Consider the following 25547-nt stretch of genomic DNA (forward strand, 5'->3'; position numbering starts at 1 on the left):
ATAACATGAAATTCACGTGACGTTTTTTATTTATAGGTGGCTAAGTTGATTATAAAATCCACCATTTTTTTATTTTGTTAAGATTAAACAAGTTTATATAACTAAATTTAAAATATGGTAGTAACTCTTTCGTTTTTGTATACAAAAACACCTTTTTTATTTTCACATATATAAAATGGATTACAATTCTATAACGTGTGGCTTAATTTTGGGATCATGATTAGCAATTGCTTTGATACAATTTTCACTATTTGCCATTTGTTTTATCCACTCCAATGAATCTTGAGCATCTTTTTTATTTATCAGCACACCTGGTAGTATATTCTCTTCCCATGATTTAGATGCATAACCTGAATCAGAAGCTAATAATACAAAACGATTACTATTTTTATTTTTTATTATTGTAGCTGCTAATCCTTTACTATGCCCTGGAACCCAAACCATTATTATGGTACCGTCTCCAAATAGATCAAATGATTTATTTTTTGGACCAATGCCTGTATTTTCAAATTTAAATGTGTTTAGATTTATATCTTTCCATTCATGTGGTAAATAATGTATCTTATCTTTTAATATTGCTTGATATTCTTCTTCACTGAGCAATATATTTTGTGCATCATTAACTAATCTTAAGCCATCAGCATGATCACAATGCATATGACTCATTAAAACAAAATCTATGTCACTTGATTGGTAACCTAATTTCAATAATTGCTCATTTACAGCTTGATTTTCAGGTAATTCCGCTTTATTTATTGGATATTGGAATGATAAATTTCTCAACTGATGTTTTCTGTTATCTGTATGCCATCCTGTATCAATTAATATTAATCCTTTTGGATGTTCAATTAAATAAACTGAAACAGGTATTTTAATTTGATGTTTTTTTGATCTAAATAATCCCGTCCAAGCTAATGGAGGATTATTTTTATAATTAAACGGTAAAGCTTCATCTACTATTACTTTACCTGTATGCAAAATGTGTACTTTAATATCTTTAGTCATTTATTTCATCTCCTGGTTTTAATATCGACTGTATGTCATTCATCTTATTAATTATGATGTCTAAATTTTCTTTATTTAAATTAAGTTTCTTTTCTAAACCTTTATATAATAATTCTTGTCTATGTTGATAAAATTTATGACCTTGATTAGTCAAAGCAATTAATTTTTCTCTTTTATCTTGTGACTTTATTTTTTTGACGTATCCTTTCTCTTCCATCTTTTTTATTCGTTTGGTTACAGCTGTTTTATGCACACCTTGTCTAAAAGCTATTTCTTTAAGTGACATATTTTTATTTTCCAATAACAATTTAAATACACCCAATTGTTCTCTAGAAATATCAATGGCTTGTTCTTCTATAACTTCATTAATTTTCTTACTAAGTTCAATAAATTGAAGATGCAATTTATTATATTTTTCAAGTGTTACTTTTTCCATATAAACTCTACCTTTTAAGTTTTTATGTCACTTATTGTATACCCGGGTAAACTATTTTGCAAATATTTTTCATGTTTTAAATATTGAAAAACACTTTCGTCTCAATTCAAGATACTTGAATAGTACGAAAGTGTTGAAATTTAATTACTATAAATATGAACTTGTGGTTTTTTATCATTTTTAGTTTTACTAATCAATGCTCTTGGTTGATTACCGTCTTTAATTCTTATTTCATAATTATCGATTTTATCAAAATATTTATCTGCTTGTTCGGTTACATATTGTGTAATACCAATTGTTTCAGCTTGACCATTATAATCGATTGGTAAATCAATGGTTAATTGTTTAGGCTTTTTATCAACAAATTTTACTTTACCTACAGCTTGTGTGAAATTAGTAAAATATGATTGTAAATTATCGTTAAACTGTTTAAAGTTATTATTTAAATTTTCATCATAATCAGCTGCAGTAGAAGACGGTAATAATGTTGATGTCTCATTAATATTATGCCACTCATTTAGTTTAGTCTGACCTTTATCGGCAGTAGCTTGAGTGATGAATTCGCCTGGCGTAATAGCGTCTTCACTAGATTGCTTATAAATAGCAAAATGAATCGGGATATCTTTCAAGTCATCATTTTCACGTAATCTTGATAACATTTCACTTGCCATTTCTTTACCTTGTTGTTTGATTTCACTGTCATCTAATTTTTTACTATAAGTTGGGCCGTCTTTATCTTTATGATAATAATAGACACTATTCATAGCTAAACCAATCGTCATACCTTTTATATTCTTACCTTTTGTATCACGACTGCTATAAAAATCTTGTTCTAAAATATTAGATAAGTAAGCAGGTGAGTTATTAGCAATTTTTTCAGGATCTGTTTCACCTTCATGTGATGGGTTTAGACCTAAATTTTCATTTGCTTTTTTCTCCTTCTTATCCTTACTAGACATTTTATCAATCTCACTCTTAGTATATTTAGGTTCTAAGTATGCATTGATTGTTTTTTTATCTAAGAACTGTCCATCCTGATATAAATAGTTATCAGTTGGAAAAACTTCCTTACTTAAATCTAATAAGCCATCTTCAAAGTCACCACCGTTATAACTATTAGCCATATTATCCTGTAATAGACCTCGAGCCTGGCTTTCTTTAAAAGGTAATAATGTACGATAGTTATCTCCTTGTACATTTTTATCTGTAGCAATTTGTTTTGTCTGATTTGAATTACTATTATTTTTACTATTATCTTTTTCAGAATGGTCATCCTTACCATTACCACAAGCTGATAATATAAAGATCGCTGACATTAATAATATCAATGTACGCTTCATCAACATACCCCTCTAACTATTTAATTCATTTTGCTTATCAGCAAATTGTTGTTCTGTCCAAATTTCAATACCTAAGTTTTGTGCTTTAGTCAATTTTGAACCCGCTTCTTCACCGGCAATAACAATATCAGTATTTTTAGTAACACTGCTTGTTACTTTAGCACCTTGTGACACTAACCATTTTGATGCTTCATTACGTGACATCTGTTGTAATTTACCTGTTAAGACAATCGTTTTGCCACTAAACTCAGGGCTACCTTCAATATCAGAAGTTTTAATACCTTTATATGTCATATTGACGTTTTTTTGTTTTAATTTCTCTATTAAAGCAATGATATCATCATTTTCTAAATATGTGACTACGGATTGTGCTAATTTATCGCCGATATCGTGAATCTCTATCAATTCCTCTTCTGTTACAGTTAACAATCTATCCATCGTTTCATATTTTTCGGCTAATACTTGACTGGCTTTCACACCTAGATGTCTAATGCCTAAACCAAATAATAAGTTTTCTAATGAATTATCTTTTGCTTTTTCAATAGCTGCTAACAAATTATCAACTTTCTTTTGACCCATCCGTTCTAGTGGTAATAAGTCATCTTGTGTTAAATAAAAGATGTCTGCAACATCTTTTATAAGATGGTTATCATATAATTGATGTATTATTTTATCACCTAAACCATCTATATTCATGGCTTGTCGTGATACAAAATGTATCAAACCTTCAACTAATTGCGCCTGACATTTAGGATTAATACAACGCAGTGCAACCTCACCTTCAATTCTAACCAATTCATGGCCACAACTTGGGCAATGTGTAGGCATATGATATGTTACGGCATCATCAGGTCTACGATCAGGTATACTTCTTACAACTTCTGGAATAATGTCACCTGCTTTTTTAACGATGACACTATCACCAATTCGGATGTCTCTCTCATGTATCAAATCTTCATTATGGAGTGATGCTCTAGAAACTGTTGTCCCAGCTACTTTAACTGGTTCTAAAATTGCTGTTGGTGTTACTACACCTGTTCGTCCAATACTTAATTCTATATCAAGTAATTTGGATACGACTTCCTCTGCAGGAAATTTATAAGCAATTGCCCAGCGAGGTGATTTTTGAGTGAAACCTAATTCATCTTGTTGATCTAAATCATTAACTTTAATAACGATACCATCAATATCATAAGGTAAAGACTCTCTATCTTTCGTCCATTTTTCAATGTAAGCAAGAACACCATCAATATCTTTAACACGTTGACGTTCTTTATTTGTTTTAAATCCTAGTTTATCTAATTCATCTAACGCTTCACTTTGTGATTTAGCATCAAAGTCTGTAAAATCATTCACACTATAAATAAAGACACTTAATTTACGTTTAGCTGTCAATTTTGAATCTAATTGTCGTAATGAACCAGCTGCAGCATTTCGGGGATTAGCAAATAACTGTTCACCATTTTTTTCTTTTTCTTCGTTCAAATGTAAGAATGAACGTCGCGGCATATAAGCTTCGCCTCGAACTTCAACATTTAATGGCTGTTTGATTTTTAGCGGGATAGCATGAATCGTTTTTAAATTTTCAGTAATATCTTCACCTGTAGTGCCATCGCCACGTGTTAAGCCTTGTACAAAATAGCCGTTATCATATTTTAATGATACAGCCAATCCATCTATCTTTAGCTCACACATATATTCAACATTATTAATATGTTCTCTCACACGTTGATCAAATTTACGTAAATCTTCTTCATTAAAAGCATTACCTAAACTTAACATAGGTGTATCATGATTAACTTTATTAAATGATGCTTGTGCCTCTCCCCCAACTCTTACAGTTGGTGAATCAGGCGTTCTATATTCTGGATGTCGTTCTTCAATATCAATTAATTCATGTAATAATTTATCGTATTCACTATCAGGTACAGAAGGATTATCTTGAACGTAATATTCATAACTATATTGATTTAATAATTCGTGTAGTTCATTCACACGCGATGACAACTGTGCCATTTTTAATCCTCCTTCTTCTCAATTGGTGCAAATTGAGCAAGTAAACGCTTAGGTCCTTGAGATTTGAAAATGATGTCTAATTCCACTGAACCATTTTTTTCGTTGACATGACTAACCATGCCTTCGCCCCAGGCTTTATGTGTGACTTTATCTCCAACTTTCCAGTCAGATGATGTCACTTGTTTCTTAGAAGATGTCGTACGTTGACTAAATCCTCTTTTTGTCACTGGTTTAGCTTTAGGTTGAATTGTTTGGCGCTTACTACTTGAATGTTTTTCTAATAATTCTTCTGGAATTTCTTGTAAAAATCGAGAAGGCATATTAGATTGTGAACGTCCAAATAGCATACGTGACGTTGCATGTGTAATGTACAATACCTCTTCTGCACGAGTAATCGCAACATAACAAATACGACGTTCCTCTTCCATTTCATGATCATCATCACTTTTAATTGCTCTAATATGTGGGAATAATGATTCCTCCATGCCCATAATGAAAACGATTGGATATTCCAATCCTTTTGCAGAGTGCATAGTCATTAATGTTACGCCACTTTCAGTATCTGCTTCATCAATGTCTGCTACTAATGATAAATCTGTTAAGAAGTTTATTAATGATTGTTCTTCTAATGGTGTATTTTCCTCATAATCTTTTGGTACAGACATAAATTCATCTAAGTTTTCTAGACGACTACGTGATTCCAGTGTATTTTCTCTTTCTAGCATCTCTCGATATCCTGATTTGTTCAGAACTTCTTCCACAATGTCACTAATTTCTAAGAATTCTTGCTCTTTAATTAAATTTTGAATCAATTCATAAAAATTCAGACACTCTTGTGTTACTTTTTTCGATAAGCCAATAAAATCAACTTCACCTAATGCATCGAACATACTAATATTATTTTGAACAGCATAATTTTGAATTTTATCAACTGATGAAGGGCCTACACCACGTTTTGGAACATTGATAATACGTTGTAAACTAATATCATCATTACTATTTGCTATAATTCGTAAATAACTTAATAAATCTTTAATTTCTTTACGATCATAGAACTTTTGACCTCCAACCATAGTGTACGGAATATTAGACTTCATAAATGTTTCTTCAAGTACACGTGATTGTGCGTTTGTTCTATACAAAATAGCCATTTCACTGTATGGTTTACCATTTCTATGATGCTTCATTATTTCACGTACAACATATTCCGCTTCATCGCGTTCAGTCATCGCTTCGTAGTAATTAATTTTGTCACCGTTAGTATTAGCAGTCCAAAGTCCTTTCGGCTTACGTTCTGAATTATGTTTAATGACTTCATTAGCAGCATTTAAAATGGTTTTAGTCGAACGATAGTTTTGTTCTAGAAAAATGGTTTTAGCTTCTGGGTAATCTTCTTCAAAGGATAAAATGTTTTGAATGTCGGCACCACGCCAGCCATAGATAGATTGATCTGAGTCACCTACAACACATAAATTTTTAAATTTACTTGCTAATAATTTGACTAATGTATATTGTGCTTTGTTAGTATCTTGATATTCATCAACATGTATATATTGAAATTTATTTTGATAATATTCCAATACTTCAGGTACACGTTCAAATAAAGTAATTGTTGTCATAATTAAATCATCAAAATCTAACGCTTCATTACGTTGTAGTTGACGTTGATAACCACTATACACCGTTGCAACCATTTGCGAATGATAGTCATTGGCTTCTTTTTGGGCATCTTCTGGCGTTTTCAGTTCATTTTTCAAGTTGCTAATTGCACCAATAAACATACGTGGTTCAAATTTCTTACTATCGATATTTTCATTTTTCAACACATCTTTGATTACTGATTTTTGGTCAGTTGAATCAATAATTGTAAAGTTGCGTTCAATACCAATACGATCAGCATCACGACGTAAAATTCTCACACACATAGAGTGGAATGTTGACATCCATATTACTTCTGCTTCATCACCTACTAATTTTTGTACACGCTCTTTCATTTCTTTAGCAGCTTTATTGGTAAATGTAATGGCTAAAACATTGTATGGTGATACATCTTTTTCGTCTAATAAATACGCAATTCTATGTGTTAAAACTCGTGTCTTACCTGAACCAGCCCCCGCCATAATTAATAATGGTCCTTCTGTTGTTTTAACAGCCTCACTTTGTTCTGCATTCATATGATTTAATAGTGCATTCATTTACTAGACTCCTTTATTTTCACTGTTTTTAAAGCTTTTTTGATATCTGTATAAATAATATTACCTACTACTATAGTGTCTGCAATTTGTGCCATTTCTTCTGCTTGTTGTAACGTTGAAATGCCTCCACCATAAAATAGTTGTGTTGTTGATAATTGGTTTGCTACAGCTCTAACTCGTTCAGTATCACCGTAACTTCCACTATATTCTAAATACATTATTGGCATACGATATAATTCGTTCACCATCTGTGCATATGCTTCTAAATCTTCAATTGATAAAGCTGTCGTTGCTTTAGTTAGTTGTGCTACTTTACTATCTGGATTTAAGACAACATAGCCTTCAAACATAACTTCTTCGAAATCTATACTATGACCATATTCCTTCAAAGCTTGATGTAATAAGCCATTATGATATGTAACGTCTGTACTATTTAATACAGATGGTACAAAGTAAAAGTCAAAACCTGGCATGACACTTTCTAAATTAGAAATCTCTAGTACAAGTGGTAAGGGATACCTTCTTACTCTACTCATTAAATGGATGACATTATCTTCAGTTACATCATCAGTACCACCGATCATGATTGCATCTGTTTGTGACATACAAATTGCATCTAGATCATCATCTGAAATCCATTTTGCTGGGTCTAATTTAAAAACATGGCGCCACTTACTGATGTCATACATTGTCCGAAACTCCTTTATTTAACATATCTTTGATTATAGCATTTTTAATTGTACAGTTCTAAAGAGTTAACATGATTTTTAGGTCATTTATTTTAAAATTTTAGAACCAAAAATGAATAAACCTGAGACCATTTTCGTCTCAGGTTTATTGCAATATTTTAAATTGAGAGTGGGATAGAAATGAATTTTCTAAAACATTATATCAACATCGCTTCTCAGCAAAACTTTCTAACATTGTAAGACGTAAATTGATTAACATATTACAATCTAGTCAATTATTATCAAATATATGAAATTAAGTATATCATGCGTTTTATTTGAGCCTCAAGTTATCATTACTAACTACTCTTTTGTGTCTATGTTTAATCTATCTAAAATCATGGTATACGCATCGTTACCCCATTGAAGTGAGCGTTTAACTCTTGAAATCGTCGCAGTAGATGCACCTGATTCTTGTTCAATTGTTGCATACGTATAACCTTGCTTAATCATTTTAGCAACCTGTAATCTTTGTGACAGTGATTGTAATTCATTAACAGTACACAAATCATCGAAAAATTGATAGCATTCTTCTCTATTTTCTAACGTCAAGATCGCATCAAATAATTCATCTAATGCTTGACCACGTAATTTTTCAATTTGCATATCAAAACAACCCCTACTTTATTTAGTCTTTATGCCATTTTAACGTACTAATTCGTTAAAGTGTAGTAATTCGAAGTTATTTCATCAATAAATTACGTCTACTTTAATTATACTATGCTAATCCAGCGCGTTCAAAAATTGTATCAACTTGATTTAAATGGTGTTCTGGATTGAAACACTCGTCTAACTCTTCTTTAGTTAAAACATTAGTTATAGAGTCATCTTGTTCAATCAACTCGCGGAAAGGTGTTTTTGTTTCCCATGATTCCATCGCTTTCGGTTGTACTTTGTCATAAGCTTCTTCTCTAACCATACCTTTATTAATTAAAGCTAATAGGACACGTTGAGAGAAAATCAGACCAAATGTTTTATCGATATTTTGACGCATATTATCTTCAAAGACTGTTAAGCGATCTACAATATTGGTAAATCTATTTAATGCATAGTCTAAAGCAATTGTAACATCTGGTAACATAATTCTTTCAGCTGATGAATGTGAAATATCACGTTCATGCCATAACGGAACATTTTCGTATGCTGTTGTAATATAACCACGAATGACTCTTGAGATACCTGTAATATTCTCAGAGCCTATCGGATTACGTTTATGAGGCATTGCTGAAGAACCTTTTTGCCCTTTAGCAAATGCTTCTTCAACTTCTCTTGTTTCCGTTTTTTGTAAATTACGAATTTCAACAGCAAATTTTTCCAATGATGTGGCAATAAGTGCTAATGTCGCAATATAATACGCATGTCGATCACGTTGTAAAGTTTGTGTTGATACAGGTGCAGCGCCAATACCTAAATGTTTACACACATATGTTTCAATTTCAGGTGGAATATTGGCAAATGTACCAACAGCTCCACTCATTTTACCTACTTCAATTTCTTCACGAACAGCTTTAAAACGTTGTAAATTACGTTGCATTTCTGTATACCATAGTGCCATTTTCACACCAAATGTAGTTGGTTCTGCATGAACACCGTGAGTACGTCCCATCATTAATGTATATTTATATTTCTTAGCTTTATTAGCTAGTACTTCTATAAAACGTTCTAAATCTTTTTCAATAATGTCATTTGCTTGTTTGATTACAAAACTCAATGCTGTATCCACAACATCTGTAGAAGTTAAACCATAATGTACCCATTTACGCTCATCGCCTAAAGTTTCTGAAACTTGTCTAGTAAATGCCACTACATCATGACGTGTTTCTAACTCTATTTCTTGTGCACGTTCGACATCTACTTGTGCATTTTCACGAATTTTTTGTACATCTTCTCGTGGTATATAACCTAATTCGCTCCATGCTTCACAAGCTAAAATTTCAACTTCTAACCACGCTTCATAGCGATTTTGGTCTGTCCAAATATTTGACATTTCTTCTCTAGAATAACGTTCTATCATTTTTTTAACTCCTATCGTATGTATAATCAAAACTTATCACAAAACAGAACTATAACATGATTTAACAATGAAATGTTCGTCTTTATCATCACTCTTTTAAGTCTAACAGAATTATAACTAAATGTATAAATTTTTTCCGTATATTCATATTTTATTTTATTTTTCATGTGAATACAATGGACTCGGTCATATTGTTAGGAAAATGGTATTGTCATATAATCAGCATTTTTTTAATTATCATGATGCTTATGTCATTAACAATATGACATAACATAAAAAACCAAGGCTCTACATATCTGCAAAACCTTGGTTAGAATAATGTCATATTTAATAATTAAGATAGTGCTTAAAGCTCATCTGTTGTCTAAAAGCTATCTTTATGTTGTTATTTTTTTACCTATGAAAATAATTTCTTGTTGTAATACTTCAATTGAACCATCTTTATTTTCTTGATAAATAGGTTTTTCAATTCGACGAACTGGCATATAACCAGCCTCTTTCATGCGTTGTAAACAGTCAGTAATCGTTTCTTCAGCTTCAACTTTAAACTTCATGCTCAACAACACTTTCAAGTAGTTCTGGCTCATAATCTTTAAGTTTACGACGACGAATACCTTTAGTCCAGAATCCACCATGAATATTTCGTGGTTCATAAGCTATAATAAACGCTTTAGGATCTAAATTTTTCACCGTATCCATTAATTTACGTTCATATTTTCTTGGAGTTAAAATTTGCATCACCATACGGCTACCATCTCTACCGAATGCTGCATAGTGGGTTACACCATATCCTAAATTTCTCAACTCATTTGGTAAATCTAATTCATATTCAGCTGATGTTACGTTAACAACTGTATAGCCAAGGGCCAATTTTTCTTCTATTTTCATCCCTACAATAATTCCTATCGAGAAACCGAAAGCGTAGGCAATAATATTTTGTATATGGCCAAGATTAGACATAACTAAACCTAATCCTACTACATATACAAGTACTTCTAAAAAGCTCACTGATGCTGCCATGTAACGATAACCTTTAAGTGTTAATATCGTGCGCATTGTTAGAAATGTAACATAGCACACATTAATAATAAAAATAGTGATGACCATTAACCATGGATTTCCAACTATTACCGACATATGACTCCTCACTTTCTTGTTTGACACATTTCCCTGGACAAAAATATTTCACATTTCAATCCAAGCATTTGGCAGTAACTGTCTGGTTTGTAAAAAGTTGATAAATCAACATTTTACAAACCTAGTCAGTCTTGACAGGGGGATTATGGTATAAATTTTATAGAAATTTATGTCTGTCCCACTCCCACTTTCAAATTATACATATTAATATAATATAGTACGATTATGGTCAGAAATAAATAGTGAATTTAACTTAAACAATATTTTTTCTTAATAATTGAATGAAGCTTTTTATTTTTTGCTATTACTTTTAGGCCATGTATAACGTGTATAGGCTAGTTCTCTCTTATGAGCATTGCGAACATAATGTCCTTCGATGATTTTACGCGCTTCTTCCGGCACTTCTTTACCTTCTAAATAATCATCAATATGGTCATATGTTACACCTAGCGCATCTTCATCAGGAAGTTGAGGCTTATCATCTTCTAAATCTGCTGTTGGTATTTTTTCATATAAATGCTTTGGCGCGTTTAAATAGGCTAATAATTGACGACCTTGTCTTTTATTCAAACCAAATATTGGAGCTATGTCAGCTGCACCATCACCATATTTTGTATAAAAACCTGTTATATTTTCTGCAGAATGATCCGTACCAACCACTATTCCCTGTCTATTAGAGGCAATTGAAAATTGTACTTTCATACGTTCACGAGCCTTTTCATTTCCTTTTTGAAAATCAGTTAAATGAATGCCAGCCTCTTGTAATGATTGAACGCTTTGATCTACTGCTGGCTTAATATTCACAGTCACAATTTCATCTGGTTCAATAAATGATAGTGCATCTTCAACTTCAGCAGCATCTTTTTGTACACCATATGGTAATTTAACAGCAATAAATGTACAATCTCTACCTTCTTGTCTTAATTCGTTAACCGCTAATTGTACTAATTTACCTGTAAGTGTTGAATCTTGCCCACCTGATATACCAAGTACTAACGATTTGATAAATGAATGTGATTGCACATAACTTTTAATAAAGTGTTTAATTTCTGCAATTTCATCGGCACTATTTAAATGTTGTTTAACTTTCATTTCTTCAACAACAATATCTTGTAATTTAGTCATTATCTTCTTCCATCTCCTTAACATGTTCAGCAACTTCAAATATACGTTTATGTTTATTATCCCAACACTCTGTACTTAAATCTACTGGATATTCTTGTGGATTTAAAAAACGTTTATTCTCTTCCCAAATAAATTGTAAACTACGTGCTAAATAATCACGAGATTCAGCTTCTGTAGGCATATCATAAACTAACTTACCATTGTCATAAATCGTATGATGTAAATCTATAGCATCAAAAGATTTAATAAATTTCATTTTATATGTGTGTACTGGGTGGAACATTTTCAACGGATTTTGTTGATGAGGATCTTCATGATCTAAAGTAATATAATCGCCTTCTGCTTTGCCCGTTTTTTTATTAATGATACGATAAACGTTTTTCTTACCTGGTGTTGTGACCTTTTCAGCATTATTAGATAATTTAATACGATCACTATAGTTACCGTTGTCATCTTCTATAGCAACTAATTTATATACTGCTCCTAATGCTGGTTGATCATATCCAGTAATCAATTTAGTGCCGACACCCCAGGAATCAACTTTAGCACCTTGTGCTTTTAAACTTGTTATTGTTTCCTCATCTAAATCATTAGAGGCAATAATTTTAGCATCAGGAAAGCCTGCTTCATCTAGCATACGTCTTGCTTCTTTAGATAAATATGCTATATCTCCAGAATCTAATCTAATCCCTGCAAAATGAATCTTATCACCTAATTCTTTGGCTACTTTAATTGCAGTAGGAACGCCAGACTTCAATGTATGAAATGTATCTACTAAAAAGACGCAATTTTTATGACGCTCTGCATACTTTTTAAAAGCTATATATTCATTGCCATAAGTTTGAACTAATGCATGTGCATGTGTTCCAGAAACTGGAATGCCGAATAATTTACCTGCTCTAACGTTACTTGTAGAATCGAAACCTCCGATATATGCAGCTCTTGCACCCCATAATGCAGCATCAATTTCTTGAGCACGACGTGTACCAAATTCCATTAGATCATCACCAGAAGCAATTTGTCGTATTCTACTTGCTTTTGTCGTAATTAACGTATGGAAATTAACGATATTTAATAAGATTGTTTCGATTAATTGCGCTTGTATTAATGGTGCTTCTACACGAAGCAATGGTTCATTACCGAAACATAGTTCACCCTCTTGCATTGACCTAATGCTACCAGTGAATTTTAGTGTTTTTAAATAATTTAAAAAGTCATCTTGATAACCTATTGATTGTAAATATTCAATATCTGAAGATGAAAAGCCAAAATGTTCTATAAAATCGATAACCCTTTTCAAACCATTAAATACTGCATAACCACTATTAAAAGGCATTTTTCTAAAATATAAGTCAAAAACCGCCATTTTCTCATGTATATTATCATTCCAATAGCTTTCAGCCATATTTATTTGATATAAGTCATTTTGTAGCATTAAGCTATCGTCATTTAATTGGTACACTCGTATCTCTCCAATCGACCTTTTATTTTCTTACATTTTATCATAATTAGATTTTTCTAGGTAATAGAGCACCTTTTTTTAATTTTCTTAAATGAGTCCTAACAATTTAATGACATCTCCATATTATTTATATGTATTTTTATATTTTAGCTTATAATGCTTAATGAGGTGTTGCAAAATGTTATTTGAAGAGGCACAAATATTTATTAGAAAAATGTATCATGAATATGACTATCATAACGACATAATTGAACAGCGTTTAACTGAAATTAACGATGAAATAAATCAAACTGGAACTTACACACACACTACTGAAGAACTAACATATGGCGCAAAAGTGGCATGGCGACAGTCTAACCGCTGTATCGGTAGACTATTTTGGGATTCTCTCAATGTTGTAGATGCAAGAGATATTAAGACAGAGCCTGAATTTCTTGGTGCTATTACAAACCATATCAATAAGGCGACAAATGATGGCAAATTAAAACCTTACATTACTATTTTCGCACCAACAAATGGTCCAAAAATATTTAATCATCAGCTTATTCGCTACGCTGGTTATGAACAAAGTGGTGACCCTTCTGAAAGAGATATTACACAGCTAGCTGAACATTTAGGTTGGCAAGGGCAAGGTGGTCACTTCGACATTCTTCCACTGATTTATCAACTTCCCGGTGACAATATGAAATATTTTGAATATCCTGAAGGGTTAATTAAAGAAGTTAATATTGAACATGAGCACTATCCAAAATTAGCTGAACTCGGATTAAAATGGTATGCTGTACCAATTATTTCAAATATGGATTTAAAAATTGGTGGCATTACTTATCCAACTGCGCCATTTAACGGTTGGTATATGGTTACTGAAATCGGTGTACGTAATTTTATTGATGATTATAGATATAATTTATTAGAAAAAGTTGCACATGCTTTCGAATTTGATACACTTAAAAATAATTCATTTAATAAAGATCGTGCACTAGTTGAATTAAATTATGCAGTATATCATTCTTTTAAAAATCAAGGTGTCTCTATTGTCGATCACTTAACAGCTTCTAAACAGTTTGAATTATTCGAACGTAATGAAGAAAAATGTCAAAGACATGTGACAGGAAAATGGTCATGGTTAGCGCCGCCATTATCACCGACACTAACATCAAATTATCATCATGGTTATGATAACACTGTTAATGATCCTAATTTTTATTATAAAAAACAGGATATTGAAAACAACAAGTGCCCTTTTCATCAATAAGTTAGTGGGGTGTAACTGATGCAATTATACTATTTAGGACCTAAAGGAACATTTTCATACCTAGCCTGTCGACAATATTTATCTGAAACTGAGGCGACATACGAACCAAAATCAAATTTATTTGAAGTAGTAAAAGCTGTTTCGGAAAATGATGATGGTGTAGGTATCGTCCCGATTGAAAACTCTATTGAAGGGACAATTAATCTAGTAGCTGATTCTTTAGCACAACAGCATGTTTTTGCACATGGAGAGATTCGTCTAGATATTAATTTCGCATTGTATGCTAATGAAGGTGATACATTAGCAGATATAAAGAAAGTTTATTCTATTGCGCCTGCTATAAGTCAGACTAGCAACTATATTCATAAACATCAATTTGACTATGACTACGTTGATAGTACTATCCAAAGTTTAGATAAAATCACTCATGGTGTGGCTGCCATTGCACCTTTAGGCAGCGGTGAGGCATATGGTTATCATCCGTTAGATACACATATTGAAGATTACCCACATAATGCTACACGGTTTTTAGTTATTAAAAATCATCAACAATTTGATACGCATGTGTCATCTTTAATGTTTTTAATTACACCGACTGTAGATAAACCAGGTTTATTAGCTAGTATCTTAAACACATTTGCCTTATTTAATATCAATTTATCCTGGATTGAATCACGCCCATTAAAAACACAACTAGGTATGTATCGTTTCTTTGTCCAAGCAGATTCAACTCTAAGTGAAGATATAGATAAAGTTATTTCGATCTTGATCACCCTAGACTTCAAAGTAAAAATGATTGGTGCTTTTAATTAAAATAAATGTCGTCATAAATGGAATGTGTAGTAACTTCCTTTATGACGACATTTTTTGTTATAAAATGATTTGATTCTCCAACAAATTGGATTGATACATAATTTTTTAAATCTCGCACCCCAGCCTACACATTTTAATGAAAATTCTGTTGACAGAATTTTTCTATATTAATAGTACGCTAACCTTTATCATAAAGCACGATATGTGAAAGTATAGTTAAATTGTCGATTATTTTAATGGCAATGGCTTGGAAATATCGATACCTAGTACCATTGGCATTACAAAGTAAACGACTAAGATGATAATGATGGCACTAATTAAGTTTACCCAAAAACCGACTGAAGCCATTTGTTTAATAGATATTTTGCCAGTACCAAAGACGATAGCGTTTGGAGGCGTTCCTACTGGTAACATATATGCACAGTTAGCTGCCATTGCTGCTGGTGCCATTAATAATAGTGGATGAACACCTACGGCAACTGATAATGTAGCTAAAATCGGTAAAATCATAGTAGCAGTCGCAGTGTTAGATGTTACTTCTGTTAAGAACAATACAAATATCGTAATGACTATAACGATAATGATTGGACTGACACCGTTTAGTGATTTTAGTTGTTCACCCAACCATTTTGCCAAACCACTTTCAGAGATACCTTTGGCTAGTGCTAATCCGCCACCAAATAGTATTAACACGCCCCAAGGCAATTCTTTCGCAACTTCCCAATCAATAATTCTACGATGTTGCTCCTTATTTTTTGCTGGGATAATAAATAGTAGTACAGAAATAAAGATCGCAATTGTCCCATCAGCAACTTCAGATGTTACAGCCCAATTCTTAAGTAAAAACTCTCTAGTAATCCACAACAAACTAGCCAAAATAAAGATTGTTTGAACGACTTTTTCTTCATATTTCATCTTACCTAATTCATCTAATTTTTGTTTAATTAATTGTTGACCACCTGGCAAATATTTTAAGTCATGTCTAAACGCTACGTATCTCAAATATAACCACGTAATTACTAATAAAATAATTACTGTTGGTATTCCGACAATCATCCATTTAGCAAAACTTATTTCATGACCAAAGTTTTGCATATATTGTCCTTTTAAAATAATTAATGGCGGTGTGCCAATCAAGGTACCTAGGCCTCCAATTGTACCTGCATAACCGATAGCTAATACTAAAGATGTTTCAAACTTTTTTATACTTTGTTGATTAGTCTCTGCCCCTTTTAAATCATTAGCTTCTTTAATAATTGCCAGCCCTATTGGAATCATAATCATAACTGCAGCAGTATTAGATACAAACATAGATAAGAAACCTGTTGCTACCATGAAACCGAGTAATATCTTTGATGTACTTGCACCAATATAATTGATAATAGTTAATGCCACACGAGTATGTAAATTCCATCTTTCCATGGCTATTGCTAAAATAAAACCACCTAAAAATAGAAAAATAATATCATTACCATATTCTGATGACACTTGTTCAGGTGTCAAAACGTGACCAATAGGTAATAATATAATTGGTAACAAACTTGTCGCTGCAATAGGTATCGTTTCAGTAATCCACCAAGTAGCAATCCATAACGTAATTGCTAAAACATAAACGCCCTTCCATGGTAACGTCTCAGGGTGGACAAACAATAATGTTAATGCAAATAATAATGGACCTAAAATAAGACCGATCCATTGCCCCTTATTAAATGACTTATTGTTATTTGATGTTGAAAAGAAGGTCAAATATCGTTTAGACACATCCCTTTGATGTTGATTAAATCTAGCCATAAAATCCCCCCCATGTTTAATTAGAAATTCTGTTATTTTAATAACTAGAATTTCTTATGCAGTCGTTACGCTAGTATACGACTGTATTCCTCTGTGATCTGTTATTTTAATAACTAGAATTTCTTATGCAGTCTTACGTCAGTACACGACTGTATTCCCTGTTATCTGTTATTTTAATAACTAGAATTTCTTATGCAGTCGTTACATCAGTACACGACTGTATTCACCTGTGATCTGTTATTTTAATAACTAGAATTTCTTATGCCGAGTCCGTTCCAATCCTAAAAGATTAACAAGGATTGTAAAACGTTGATTTATCAATATTTTACAACCCAGAAAGTTACTACCAAACAGTTAATTTCATATGCAAAATGCATGTATCCTAGTTGCAATTATAGCATATTTACACCATTATATGAATGCGCTTTCACATTTTTCGAATTACTTCTCCTAAAAATTTTTGTCTAATATTCTATATTAATTTTTTTGATAGCTATATCGTTTGTTATATTATCTAAGGTCAAATCTTTAATATCTTCTAAATGAATGGTTTGGCTAGCATCATTAAATGTATTTCCTGCGATAAATATTTGCTGATGCTTAACATTATTATAGCTACGTATATGTATAGCATCTTTCATCATCGGCCCTTTAAATTGGTTTCCTATAATGTTCATGTTCTTACCTGCTTGTGACCCTTGATCTTGTCCTGTTAAGATATCTGCTGCATTTTCACCATCTCTAACTGCCAAATACCTAATGCCTCCAACACAATTTATAAATTGATTATTAACGATAAACGTATTAATTGATTTTAACGGTGTTAACGTATAATCTTGCATACCTTCAAAGACATTATTTTTAATATGAATATTATCGTAAAATTTATTATGTCGACTCGCATGAGAACCAATTGCTCTATTCCAACTAGTCATTCCTTTTAACTTTGATGGACCAAAATAACATTGTTCGATAATGACATTTTTAGTAATTGTACCATCTGTCGTACCGAATTTTGGAAAAGCACCAGGCACTTGAATATCTAATTGAATAGCCTCTGAAAAGAACCGCTTACCTTCATAATCAACAAAACCTTCAAACGAACAATCTTTAATGTGTAAACCATCAATACCACAAGCATCAATAGCATGACCACTTACGACATTTTTAATCGTTACACCAAGCAACTGTATATCTTCAGCATGACCCATACACATTGCTGTATTATTATAAGGATAAGCTATTCCATTCATATCAAAGACGCCGCCTTTAATATGAATATGTCCATGACCATTGTATCCTTTGTAGAAGCCAAATCGATGACCGTTTTTTAATAGTGTACCTTTATGTTGGCGTAAAATAACCGCTTCATCATCTAACAATAAGGTCGTATGACCATAGATAATTAACGGTTTGCGCATATAATACGTCCCTTTTGGTATGTAAATTGTAGTTTGTTGATTTTTCCCTTGATTAAGTGCTCGTTGAATCGCTTTTGTATCTTTATATTTATGGTGCCCTATAGCTCCATAGTCTTTTATATTGATGTACATGATGGCTCATCCTTCATCTCATTTTATATTGAACATTGCTTACGTACTATATAATAACCGTTTTAATTAAAGATAATCCTATTATCACCTTTATTTATCATCGTTACTAATTATCATTGCTATATTTTCTAATATTACAAGACGTCGTCTAACTATCAACAAAGATATAAAATTTTTAATACCTCTTATTATTTTCAAGTGCTGTAACTTTTATTAAAGTAAGACATTTCTTAAGTTGTATGGGAGTGGGACAGACATAAATTTTATATATAATTTATGTCGTAATCCCACCCCGGTAAAGACTGACTGGGTTTGTATAACTTTGATTTACCAACATTTTATAAATCAGACAGTTCCTGCCTAATGCTTGAATATAAGTGTGACATGTTTTTGTACCAGGCTCTATAGATAAGTTAATGTTTAAAAAACAAACTGTCATACCAAATAGAGACGACGACATCATTTTTAAGAAAATTTATATCTGTAAAGCTGTCATTTACTTTGATAAATTGAAGTGAATCTATATACTAAACGTATAAATTAAATTTAATAATTACATCACTTGAGTTATAAAGTAAACAATTATTTAAATTAGACATTGGAGCGTTGGTAAATGACAAATCGTGCATTGTTAGTTGTAGATTATTCATATGATTTTATTGCGGATGATGGTTTGTTAACTTGTGGCAAACCCGGCCAGGTTATTGAAGACTTCATCGTCTCTCGTATTAATCATTATCATCAAACACAAGATTCAATCTTTTTCTTAATGGATTTGCATTATGAACAAGATAGTTATCATCCTGAAAGCAAACTATTTCCGCCACATAATATTATCAATACCTATGGTAGAGAATTATATGGTCGAGTTGGTGAAATTTATAACCATATTAAAATGCAACCCAATATACATTTTATTGATAAAACACGCTATGATTCTTTTTACGGTACTACATTAGATAGTTTATTGAGAGAACGTCATATTACAAACATTGAAATTGTGGGCGTTTGTACCGATATTTGTATTTTGCATACTGCGATTTCAGCTTATAATTTAGGTTATCAAATTTCGATACCTGAAAATGGTGTTGCCTCTTTTAATCAACAAGGACACGATTGGGCACTGGCACATTTTAAAAATGCGTTAGGTGCAGAGGTAGAACAATTCGTTTAAAACATGCTAAAATAAAAACATACAATAAGAAATAAGGGAGATATTTGAACAATGGCTAAAACATATATTTTCGGACATAAAAATCCAGACACTGATGCTATTTCATCTGCAATTATCATGGCAGACTTTGAACAATTAAGAGGCAATGATTCAGCAACAGCATATCGCTTAGGTGATATCAATGCTGAAACACAATTCGCCCTGGATACATTCAATGTTACAGCACCTGAATTACTAACAGATAACTTAGATGGACAAGATGTTATTTTAGTGGATCATAATGAGTTCCAACAAAGTGCTGATACAATTGCTGATGCTACAATTAAACATGTCGTTGACCATCACAGAATTGCTAACTTTGAAACTGCTGGCCCATTATATTATCGTGCTGAACCTGTTGGTTGTACTGCTACCATTTTATACAAAATGTATAAAGAACGTGGCTTTGAAATTAAACCAGAAATTGCTGGTTTAATGGTTTCAGCTATTATTTCTGACAGTTTATTATTCAAATCACCTACTTGCACTGAAGAAGATGTCAATGCAGCACAAGAATTAAAAGACATCGCTAACGTTGACTTAGATGTTTATGGTTTAGATATGTTAAAAGCTGGTGCCTCAACAACTGATAAATCTGTTGAGTTCTTATTAGATATGGATGCTAAATCTTTCACTATGGGAGATTATGTGACTCGTATTGCTCAAGTTAACACAGTTGATATCGATGAAGTACTTGATCGTAAAAGTGAACTTGAAAAAGCCATGTTAACTAACAGTGCTGAAGAAAAATACGACTTATTTGTTTTAGTAGTAACTGATATTATTAATAGTGACTCTAAAATTTTAGTCGTAGGTGCTGAAAAAGATAAAGTCGGAGAAGCCTTCAATGTACAACTTGAAGATGATATGGCCTTCTTAACTGGTGTTGTTTCACGTAAAAAACAAGTTGTTCCTCAAATTACAGCAGCACTAACTAAATAAAACAATATTATTACACTTTATAAAACGTTATCGATGAAACTACCAACATCTGTATGTGTGTCATACATTGTTGGTAGTTTTTTTACTCTTTTACTATTATGCGCTATTTGAATGATATAAATGATTGTCGTTTCTATATTGTAGTAATTAAGGTATCACTACCAAATTCTTTGATATATTCCTCATAAAAATTTAACTGGTAACGTGTTTTTAGCGTTTAGTTTTCCCAATTTGGTCTAAAGTATTATGTACACAATTTCATCTGTATTTAATTTTTATTAGCTAATTTATTAAATTCAGTACTTATATTTGTTTTATGACTATCATTTTAGTTATGATGACACTTGTACATATTTAAAAATTAACACAAAGGAGGTTAATATAACATGACTACAATCGAACAAGTTTTCAATCGTAGTAAGTCTTATTTTAATAGTCAACAAACAAAAGACGTTGCTTTTCGTAAACAACAGCTTAAACAACTTTCTAAAACAATTAAAAAGTATGAAAATGCTATTTTAGATGCCTTATATCAAGATTTAGGAAAAAATAAAGCTGAGGCTTATGCTACAGAAATTGGTATTGTCTTAAAAAGCATTAAACAAGCTAGAAAACACATTAATAGTTGGACAAAAACAAAGTCCGTTGATACACCATTATATTTATTTCCAACTAAAAGTTATATAAAAAAAGAACCGTATGGTACAGTTCTTATTATTGGGCCTTTTAATTATCCATTTCAATTAGTGTTCGAACCTTTAATTGGAGCAATTGCTGCTGGCAATACTGCTATCATTAAACCTTCTGAATTAACGCCTCATGTCGCTCAAGTAATTAAACAGTTAATTAATGAAGCTTTTGAGTCACAATATATCGAAGTGATTGAAGGCGGTATTGAAGAAACACAAACTTTAATCCATTTACCCTTTGATTATATTTTCTTTACAGGAAGTGACCATGTAGGAAAAGTGGTTTACCAAGCTGCGAGTGAAAATTTAGTACCCGTCACATTAGAATTAGGTGGAAAATCTCCAGTTATTATCGATGAAACAGCAAATATTAAAGTTGCTAGTGAACGTATTTGCTTCGGCAAATTCACTAATGCTGGACAAACTTGTGTCGCACCAGATTATATTTTAGTACATCACTCTATAAAAGAAGAACTAATTAAAGCTTTATCAAAAACAATTCATGAATTTTATGGTCAACATATCGAACAAAGTCCTGATTTTGGTCGTATCGTTAATCTTAAACATGTCAAACGCTTAACAAATCTGATTGAGCAACAACATGATCATATCGTCTTTGGAGGACATTATGATGAAACTAAACGTTATATTGAACCAACATTATTAGATCATATTTCTAGTGATGATCCAATTATGCAACAAGAAATTTTCGGTCCAATTTTACCGATTTTAACATATCATCATTTTGACGATGCTATATCATTCGTTCAACAAAGACCTAAACCACTTAGTCTTTACTTATTTAGTGAAAATGAAAATGCTACAGAACGTGTATTAAATGAACTATCATTTGGCGGTGGTGCTATTAATGATACATTGATGCATCTCGCCAATCCTAAATTACCTTTTGGCGGTGTTGGTGCTTCAGGTATCGGTCGTTATCATGGAAAATACTCATTTGATACCTTTACACACGAAAAAAGTTACATCTTTAAATCAACACGTTTAGAATCCGGTATCCAGTACCCTCCTTTTAAAGGTAAGTTTAAATACATTAAAGCTTTTTTCAAAAATTAACATACGTATTTTAAATTTAAAGCCCAAGATTGAACGTTAACAATCTCGGGCTTTTTACTATCTATTTTATAAACAGTTGTTATTAAAAAATAACACAAACACCTTCTAATGCTTGACTATGATCATCTGTTAATGTTAACTCCCCTGTTTGCTCATTTCTTTCAAACACAGTAACTTTAGATTGACCTTGTTCATGTGCACAAACTAAATATTTATTTGACGGTGTGATATTGAAATCTCTCGGGAAATCATCACCTGTATGAGTTATCGCTACAAGTTCTAATTTACTGCCGTCTGCTAACACTTTATAAATTGCGATACTATTGTGCCCACGGTTAGATACATATAAAAATTGTTGATCACGAGATAATCTTACAGCAGCTAACTTGGTAGCATCAGTAAAATCTTGCGGTATCGTTTGATAGCGTGCTAATTCTTCAAAATGTCCGTCATGATATGCTGTAACACTTACTTCATTTGAGAGTTCATGTACAACATACGCATATTTACCATTGTCATGAAATTCAATGTGGCGTGTGCCATCTGCATCTTTAAATTTTGACTGTGCATATTCTTTAAAACCATCTTCACCAAATTGATAGGCAACAATTCTATCAGTACCTAAGTCTGTTGCAACGACATACTTACCGTCTGGCGTTTGATTTAAATAGTGTGCATGTGGGTGGTCTTGACGTTCATGAGAGCCTGTAGGAAAATCATGTGCTAATTCTTCTATTAATTGTTCAACTTCACCAGTAGTTACATTTAATTTATATAAACGAATAATACCTGCACCATATACTGCTTCAAATAAATATTGGTTATCTTGTGAAATAGCTACATAACATCCTGTACCAGTTGTTGAAGGTAAGCATTTATTTATTAATGTCAATTGACCATCCGCTTCAATTTTAAAACTAGCTACACCACATTGTTCACCTTCTTTAGTAATTCCATATAAAAACTTGTCGTTGTGCGCTAAGTATGTTGAGGCTTCTAATTCATAACCAGTTTCTACAAAATTAATACGTCCCTCTTGTTCATTTAAGTCAAAATGATAAATGCCTTTACCACCCTTTTTAGTATAAGAACCAATATAACCCATTGTCATGTATTTATCCCTCCATTTTGTTATTAATACTATTTTATTAAATTTTGTAAGCGAATAACAATATTTTGCAGTGATGACTCACTTTAACTTTTGATGGTTAATCACTAAATTTATTGTTATTCTATGATAAGTTAACGTATAAACTATATAGTTCAAATTATTTTATAAAAGAACTAAACAAATCATTTAACTGTATTTTTATATTTCTCAATTCATTCACCACCACAACAATTAACTTGGAGTGTTCATTCAATGACTATATTAGCAATTGCTATTTTTATCATAACTTTAATTTTTGTTATCTGGCAGCCTAAAGGCTTAGACATAGGCATTACCGCTGTCATAGGTGCATTGATTGCTATAGTAACAGGTGTGGTTTCTTTATCAGATGTTGTCGAAGTCACTTCAATTGTCTGGAATGCTACTTTAACGTTCATTGCGATTATTTTAATTTCATTAATTTTAGATGAAATCGGCTTTTTTGAATGGGCAGCCTTACATATGGTAAATGCTTCTAAAGGCCATGGTTTTAAAATGTTCTTATTTATTATGTTATTAGGTAGTATTATTGCTGCATTGTTTGCTAATGATGGTGCTGCTTTAATTTTGACACCTATCGTCTTAGCTATGGTTCGTCACTTAGGTCTACAACAACGGGCCATTTTTCCGTTTATTATTGCTTGTGGATTTATTGCTGATACAACTTCTTTACCTCTAATTGTTAGCAACTTAGTTAATATTATTTCTGCTGATTATTTTAATATTTCTTTTGTTCAATATTTTTCGAAAATGTTTATACCGAATATTTTTTCTTTATGTGCTAGTATTATTGTTCTTTGGCTATATTTTAGAAAAGCCATACCAAAATCTATTGGTATAAGTTGTATTAAAACGCCTAAATCAGCAATTAAAGATAAACGCTTATTTCATATCTCTTGGTTTGTTTTATTGTTCTTAGTGATAGGTTATTTAAGTAGCGAATTTATTGATATTCCTGTTGCCTTTATCGCCCTTTTGATTGCTTTCATCTTTCTATTATTAGCAAGACGTTCTAAAGCAGTAAATTTAACAACTGTGATTAAAGGTGCACCTTGGAATATTGTTATTTTTTCAATTGGTATGTATGTCGTTGTTTTTGGATTAAAAAATGTCGGCATCAGCTCATTACTTGGACATTTATTAAGTCATATTTCTAACTATGGTTTATTTAGTAGTACACTCATGACTGGTTTTATAGCAGCATTGTTATCATCTGTTATGAATAATTTACCTACTGTATTATTTGATTCATTAGCTATTGCCGAGTCTCATGTGACTGGCATTGTCAAAGAAGGGATGATTTACGCTAATGTCATTGGCTCAGATCTAGGTCCGAAGATTACACCAATAGGCTCCCTGGCAACATTATTATGGTTACATGTATTGAGTCAAAAAGGGATGAAAGTATCTTGGTGGACATATTTTAAAACAGGTATTGTGATTACGCTTCCTGTACTATTTATCACGCTCGTTGGTTTATATTTGTCACTCATTATTTTTTCATAAGTATTTAATTGCAGTCATCTTTTTTTTAAGATGATTGCATTTTTCTATTGCAAAATAGAACGTATGTTCGTATAATATATTTATAAGATTGAGGTGAGTG

General features: G+C 31.9%; 21 protein-coding genes. 6 read left to right on the forward strand and 15 right to left on the reverse strand.

Going from position 1 to position 25547, the window contains the following annotated elements:
* Positions 1–180: 180 nt before the first annotated feature.
* The 12 genes from J3R86_RS08645 to J3R86_RS08700 form a co-directional block, all read right to left on the reverse strand.
* A complete protein-coding gene (locus tag J3R86_RS08645; RefSeq protein WP_207516953.1) occupies positions 181–1005 on the reverse strand; it encodes an N-acyl homoserine lactonase family protein in 825 nt (274 codons plus the stop codon).
* Positions 998–1441: a MarR family winged helix-turn-helix transcriptional regulator gene (locus J3R86_RS08650; RefSeq protein ID WP_207516954.1), complete on the reverse strand. Its 444-nt coding sequence runs from the start codon at positions 1439–1441 to the stop codon at positions 998–1000. Before J3R86_RS08650 ends, J3R86_RS08645 begins: the two co-directional genes overlap by 8 nt.
* A 140-nt stretch (positions 1442–1581) precedes the next feature.
* On the reverse strand, positions 1582–2781 hold the full coding sequence (locus J3R86_RS08655) for a CamS family sex pheromone protein (RefSeq protein WP_207516955.1): 1200 nt from the start codon (positions 2779–2781) through the stop codon (positions 1582–1584).
* A 12-nt stretch (positions 2782–2793) separates the two neighbouring features.
* On the reverse strand, positions 2794–4797 hold the full coding sequence (gene ligA / locus J3R86_RS08660) for an NAD-dependent DNA ligase LigA (RefSeq protein WP_207516956.1): 2004 nt from the start codon (positions 4795–4797) through the stop codon (positions 2794–2796).
* A 2-nt stretch (positions 4798–4799) separates the two neighbouring features.
* Positions 4800–6992 carry a DNA helicase PcrA gene (gene pcrA / locus J3R86_RS08665; protein ID WP_207516957.1) on the reverse strand — a complete coding sequence of 731 codons (2193 nt, stop codon included), beginning with the start codon at positions 6990–6992 and terminating at the stop codon, positions 4800–4802.
* Positions 6989–7681, reverse strand: a complete 693-nt coding sequence (locus J3R86_RS08670; RefSeq protein WP_207516958.1) for a heptaprenylglyceryl phosphate synthase — start codon at positions 7679–7681, stop codon at positions 6989–6991. Before J3R86_RS08670 ends, pcrA begins: the two co-directional genes overlap by 4 nt.
* A gap of 342 nt (positions 7682–8023) precedes the next feature.
* The gene (locus J3R86_RS08675; protein WP_002464734.1) at positions 8024–8326 is read right to left on the reverse strand and encodes a YerC/YecD family TrpR-related protein; all 303 of its coding nucleotides are present in this window, start codon (positions 8324–8326) and stop codon (positions 8024–8026) included.
* 112 nt (positions 8327–8438) lie between these two features.
* Positions 8439–9734, reverse strand: coding sequence for an adenylosuccinate lyase (purB, locus tag J3R86_RS08680; RefSeq protein ID WP_207516959.1), 1296 nt, complete (start codon positions 9732–9734; stop codon positions 8439–8441).
* A gap of 377 nt (positions 9735–10111) precedes the next feature.
* Positions 10112–10294 (reverse strand): NETI motif-containing protein, encoded by a 183-nt coding sequence (locus J3R86_RS08685; RefSeq protein WP_207516960.1) that lies wholly within the window; start codon positions 10292–10294, stop codon positions 10112–10114.
* On the reverse strand, positions 10278–10871 hold the full coding sequence (locus J3R86_RS08690; RefSeq protein ID WP_002464731.1) for a DUF2179 domain-containing protein: 594 nt from the start codon (positions 10869–10871) through the stop codon (positions 10278–10280). Before J3R86_RS08690 ends, J3R86_RS08685 begins: the two co-directional genes overlap by 17 nt.
* A 291-nt stretch (positions 10872–11162) precedes the next feature.
* Entirely contained in the window at positions 11163–11996 is an 834-nt protein-coding gene (gene nadE, locus J3R86_RS08695) for an NAD(+) synthase (RefSeq protein WP_207516961.1), read from the reverse strand.
* Positions 11989–13458: a nicotinate phosphoribosyltransferase gene (locus tag J3R86_RS08700; protein ID WP_207516962.1), complete on the reverse strand. Its 1470-nt coding sequence runs from the start codon at positions 13456–13458 to the stop codon at positions 11989–11991. The genes nadE and J3R86_RS08700 overlap by 8 nt, the downstream gene beginning before the upstream one ends.
* Before the next feature lie 178 nt (positions 13459–13636).
* Here J3R86_RS08700 and J3R86_RS08705 point away from each other — a divergent pair, with 178 nt between their 5' ends.
* Positions 13637–14713, forward strand: coding sequence for a nitric oxide synthase oxygenase (locus J3R86_RS08705; protein WP_207516963.1), 1077 nt, complete (start codon positions 13637–13639; stop codon positions 14711–14713).
* Between the two features lie 18 nt (positions 14714–14731).
* Positions 14732–15526: a prephenate dehydratase gene (locus J3R86_RS08710; RefSeq protein WP_207516964.1), complete on the forward strand. Its 795-nt coding sequence runs from the start codon at positions 14732–14734 to the stop codon at positions 15524–15526.
* Between the two features lie 228 nt (positions 15527–15754).
* On the opposite strand, the gene J3R86_RS08715 is transcribed toward J3R86_RS08710, so the two are convergent.
* On the reverse strand, positions 15755–17317 hold the full coding sequence (locus tag J3R86_RS08715) for an SLC13 family permease (protein WP_207516965.1): 1563 nt from the start codon (positions 17315–17317) through the stop codon (positions 15755–15757).
* A 464-nt stretch (positions 17318–17781) separates the two neighbouring features.
* Positions 17782–18870, reverse strand: coding sequence for a glycosyl hydrolase family 28-related protein (locus tag J3R86_RS08720; protein WP_207516966.1), 1089 nt, complete (start codon positions 18868–18870; stop codon positions 17782–17784).
* A gap of 613 nt (positions 18871–19483) precedes the next feature.
* Between J3R86_RS08720 and J3R86_RS08725 the strand changes: the two genes are divergently transcribed.
* From J3R86_RS08725 to J3R86_RS08735, 3 genes are all read left to right on the forward strand, one after another.
* Positions 19484–20044: a cysteine hydrolase family protein gene (locus tag J3R86_RS08725; RefSeq protein WP_207516967.1), complete on the forward strand. Its 561-nt coding sequence runs from the start codon at positions 19484–19486 to the stop codon at positions 20042–20044.
* A 51-nt stretch (positions 20045–20095) separates the two neighbouring features.
* On the forward strand, positions 20096–21025 hold the full coding sequence (locus J3R86_RS08730; RefSeq protein WP_207516968.1) for a manganese-dependent inorganic pyrophosphatase: 930 nt from the start codon (positions 20096–20098) through the stop codon (positions 21023–21025).
* A gap of 386 nt (positions 21026–21411) precedes the next feature.
* A complete protein-coding gene (locus tag J3R86_RS08735) occupies positions 21412–22791 on the forward strand; it encodes an aldehyde dehydrogenase (RefSeq protein WP_207516969.1) in 1380 nt (459 codons plus the stop codon).
* 82 nt (positions 22792–22873) lie between these two features.
* On the opposite strand, the gene pglS is transcribed toward J3R86_RS08735, so the two are convergent.
* Positions 22874–23902: a 6-phosphogluconolactonase gene (gene pglS, locus J3R86_RS08740; RefSeq protein WP_207516970.1), complete on the reverse strand. Its 1029-nt coding sequence runs from the start codon at positions 23900–23902 to the stop codon at positions 22874–22876.
* A gap of 252 nt (positions 23903–24154) precedes the next feature.
* Between pglS and arsB the strand changes: the two genes are divergently transcribed.
* Positions 24155–25447: an arsenite efflux transporter membrane subunit ArsB gene (arsB, locus tag J3R86_RS08745; protein WP_207516971.1), complete on the forward strand. Its 1293-nt coding sequence runs from the start codon at positions 24155–24157 to the stop codon at positions 25445–25447.
* Positions 25448–25547: the final 100 nt, after the last annotated feature.

It is taken from the genome of Staphylococcus simiae, assembly GCF_017357005.1.
Lineage (GTDB): Bacteria > Bacillota > Bacilli > Staphylococcales > Staphylococcaceae > Staphylococcus > Staphylococcus simiae_A.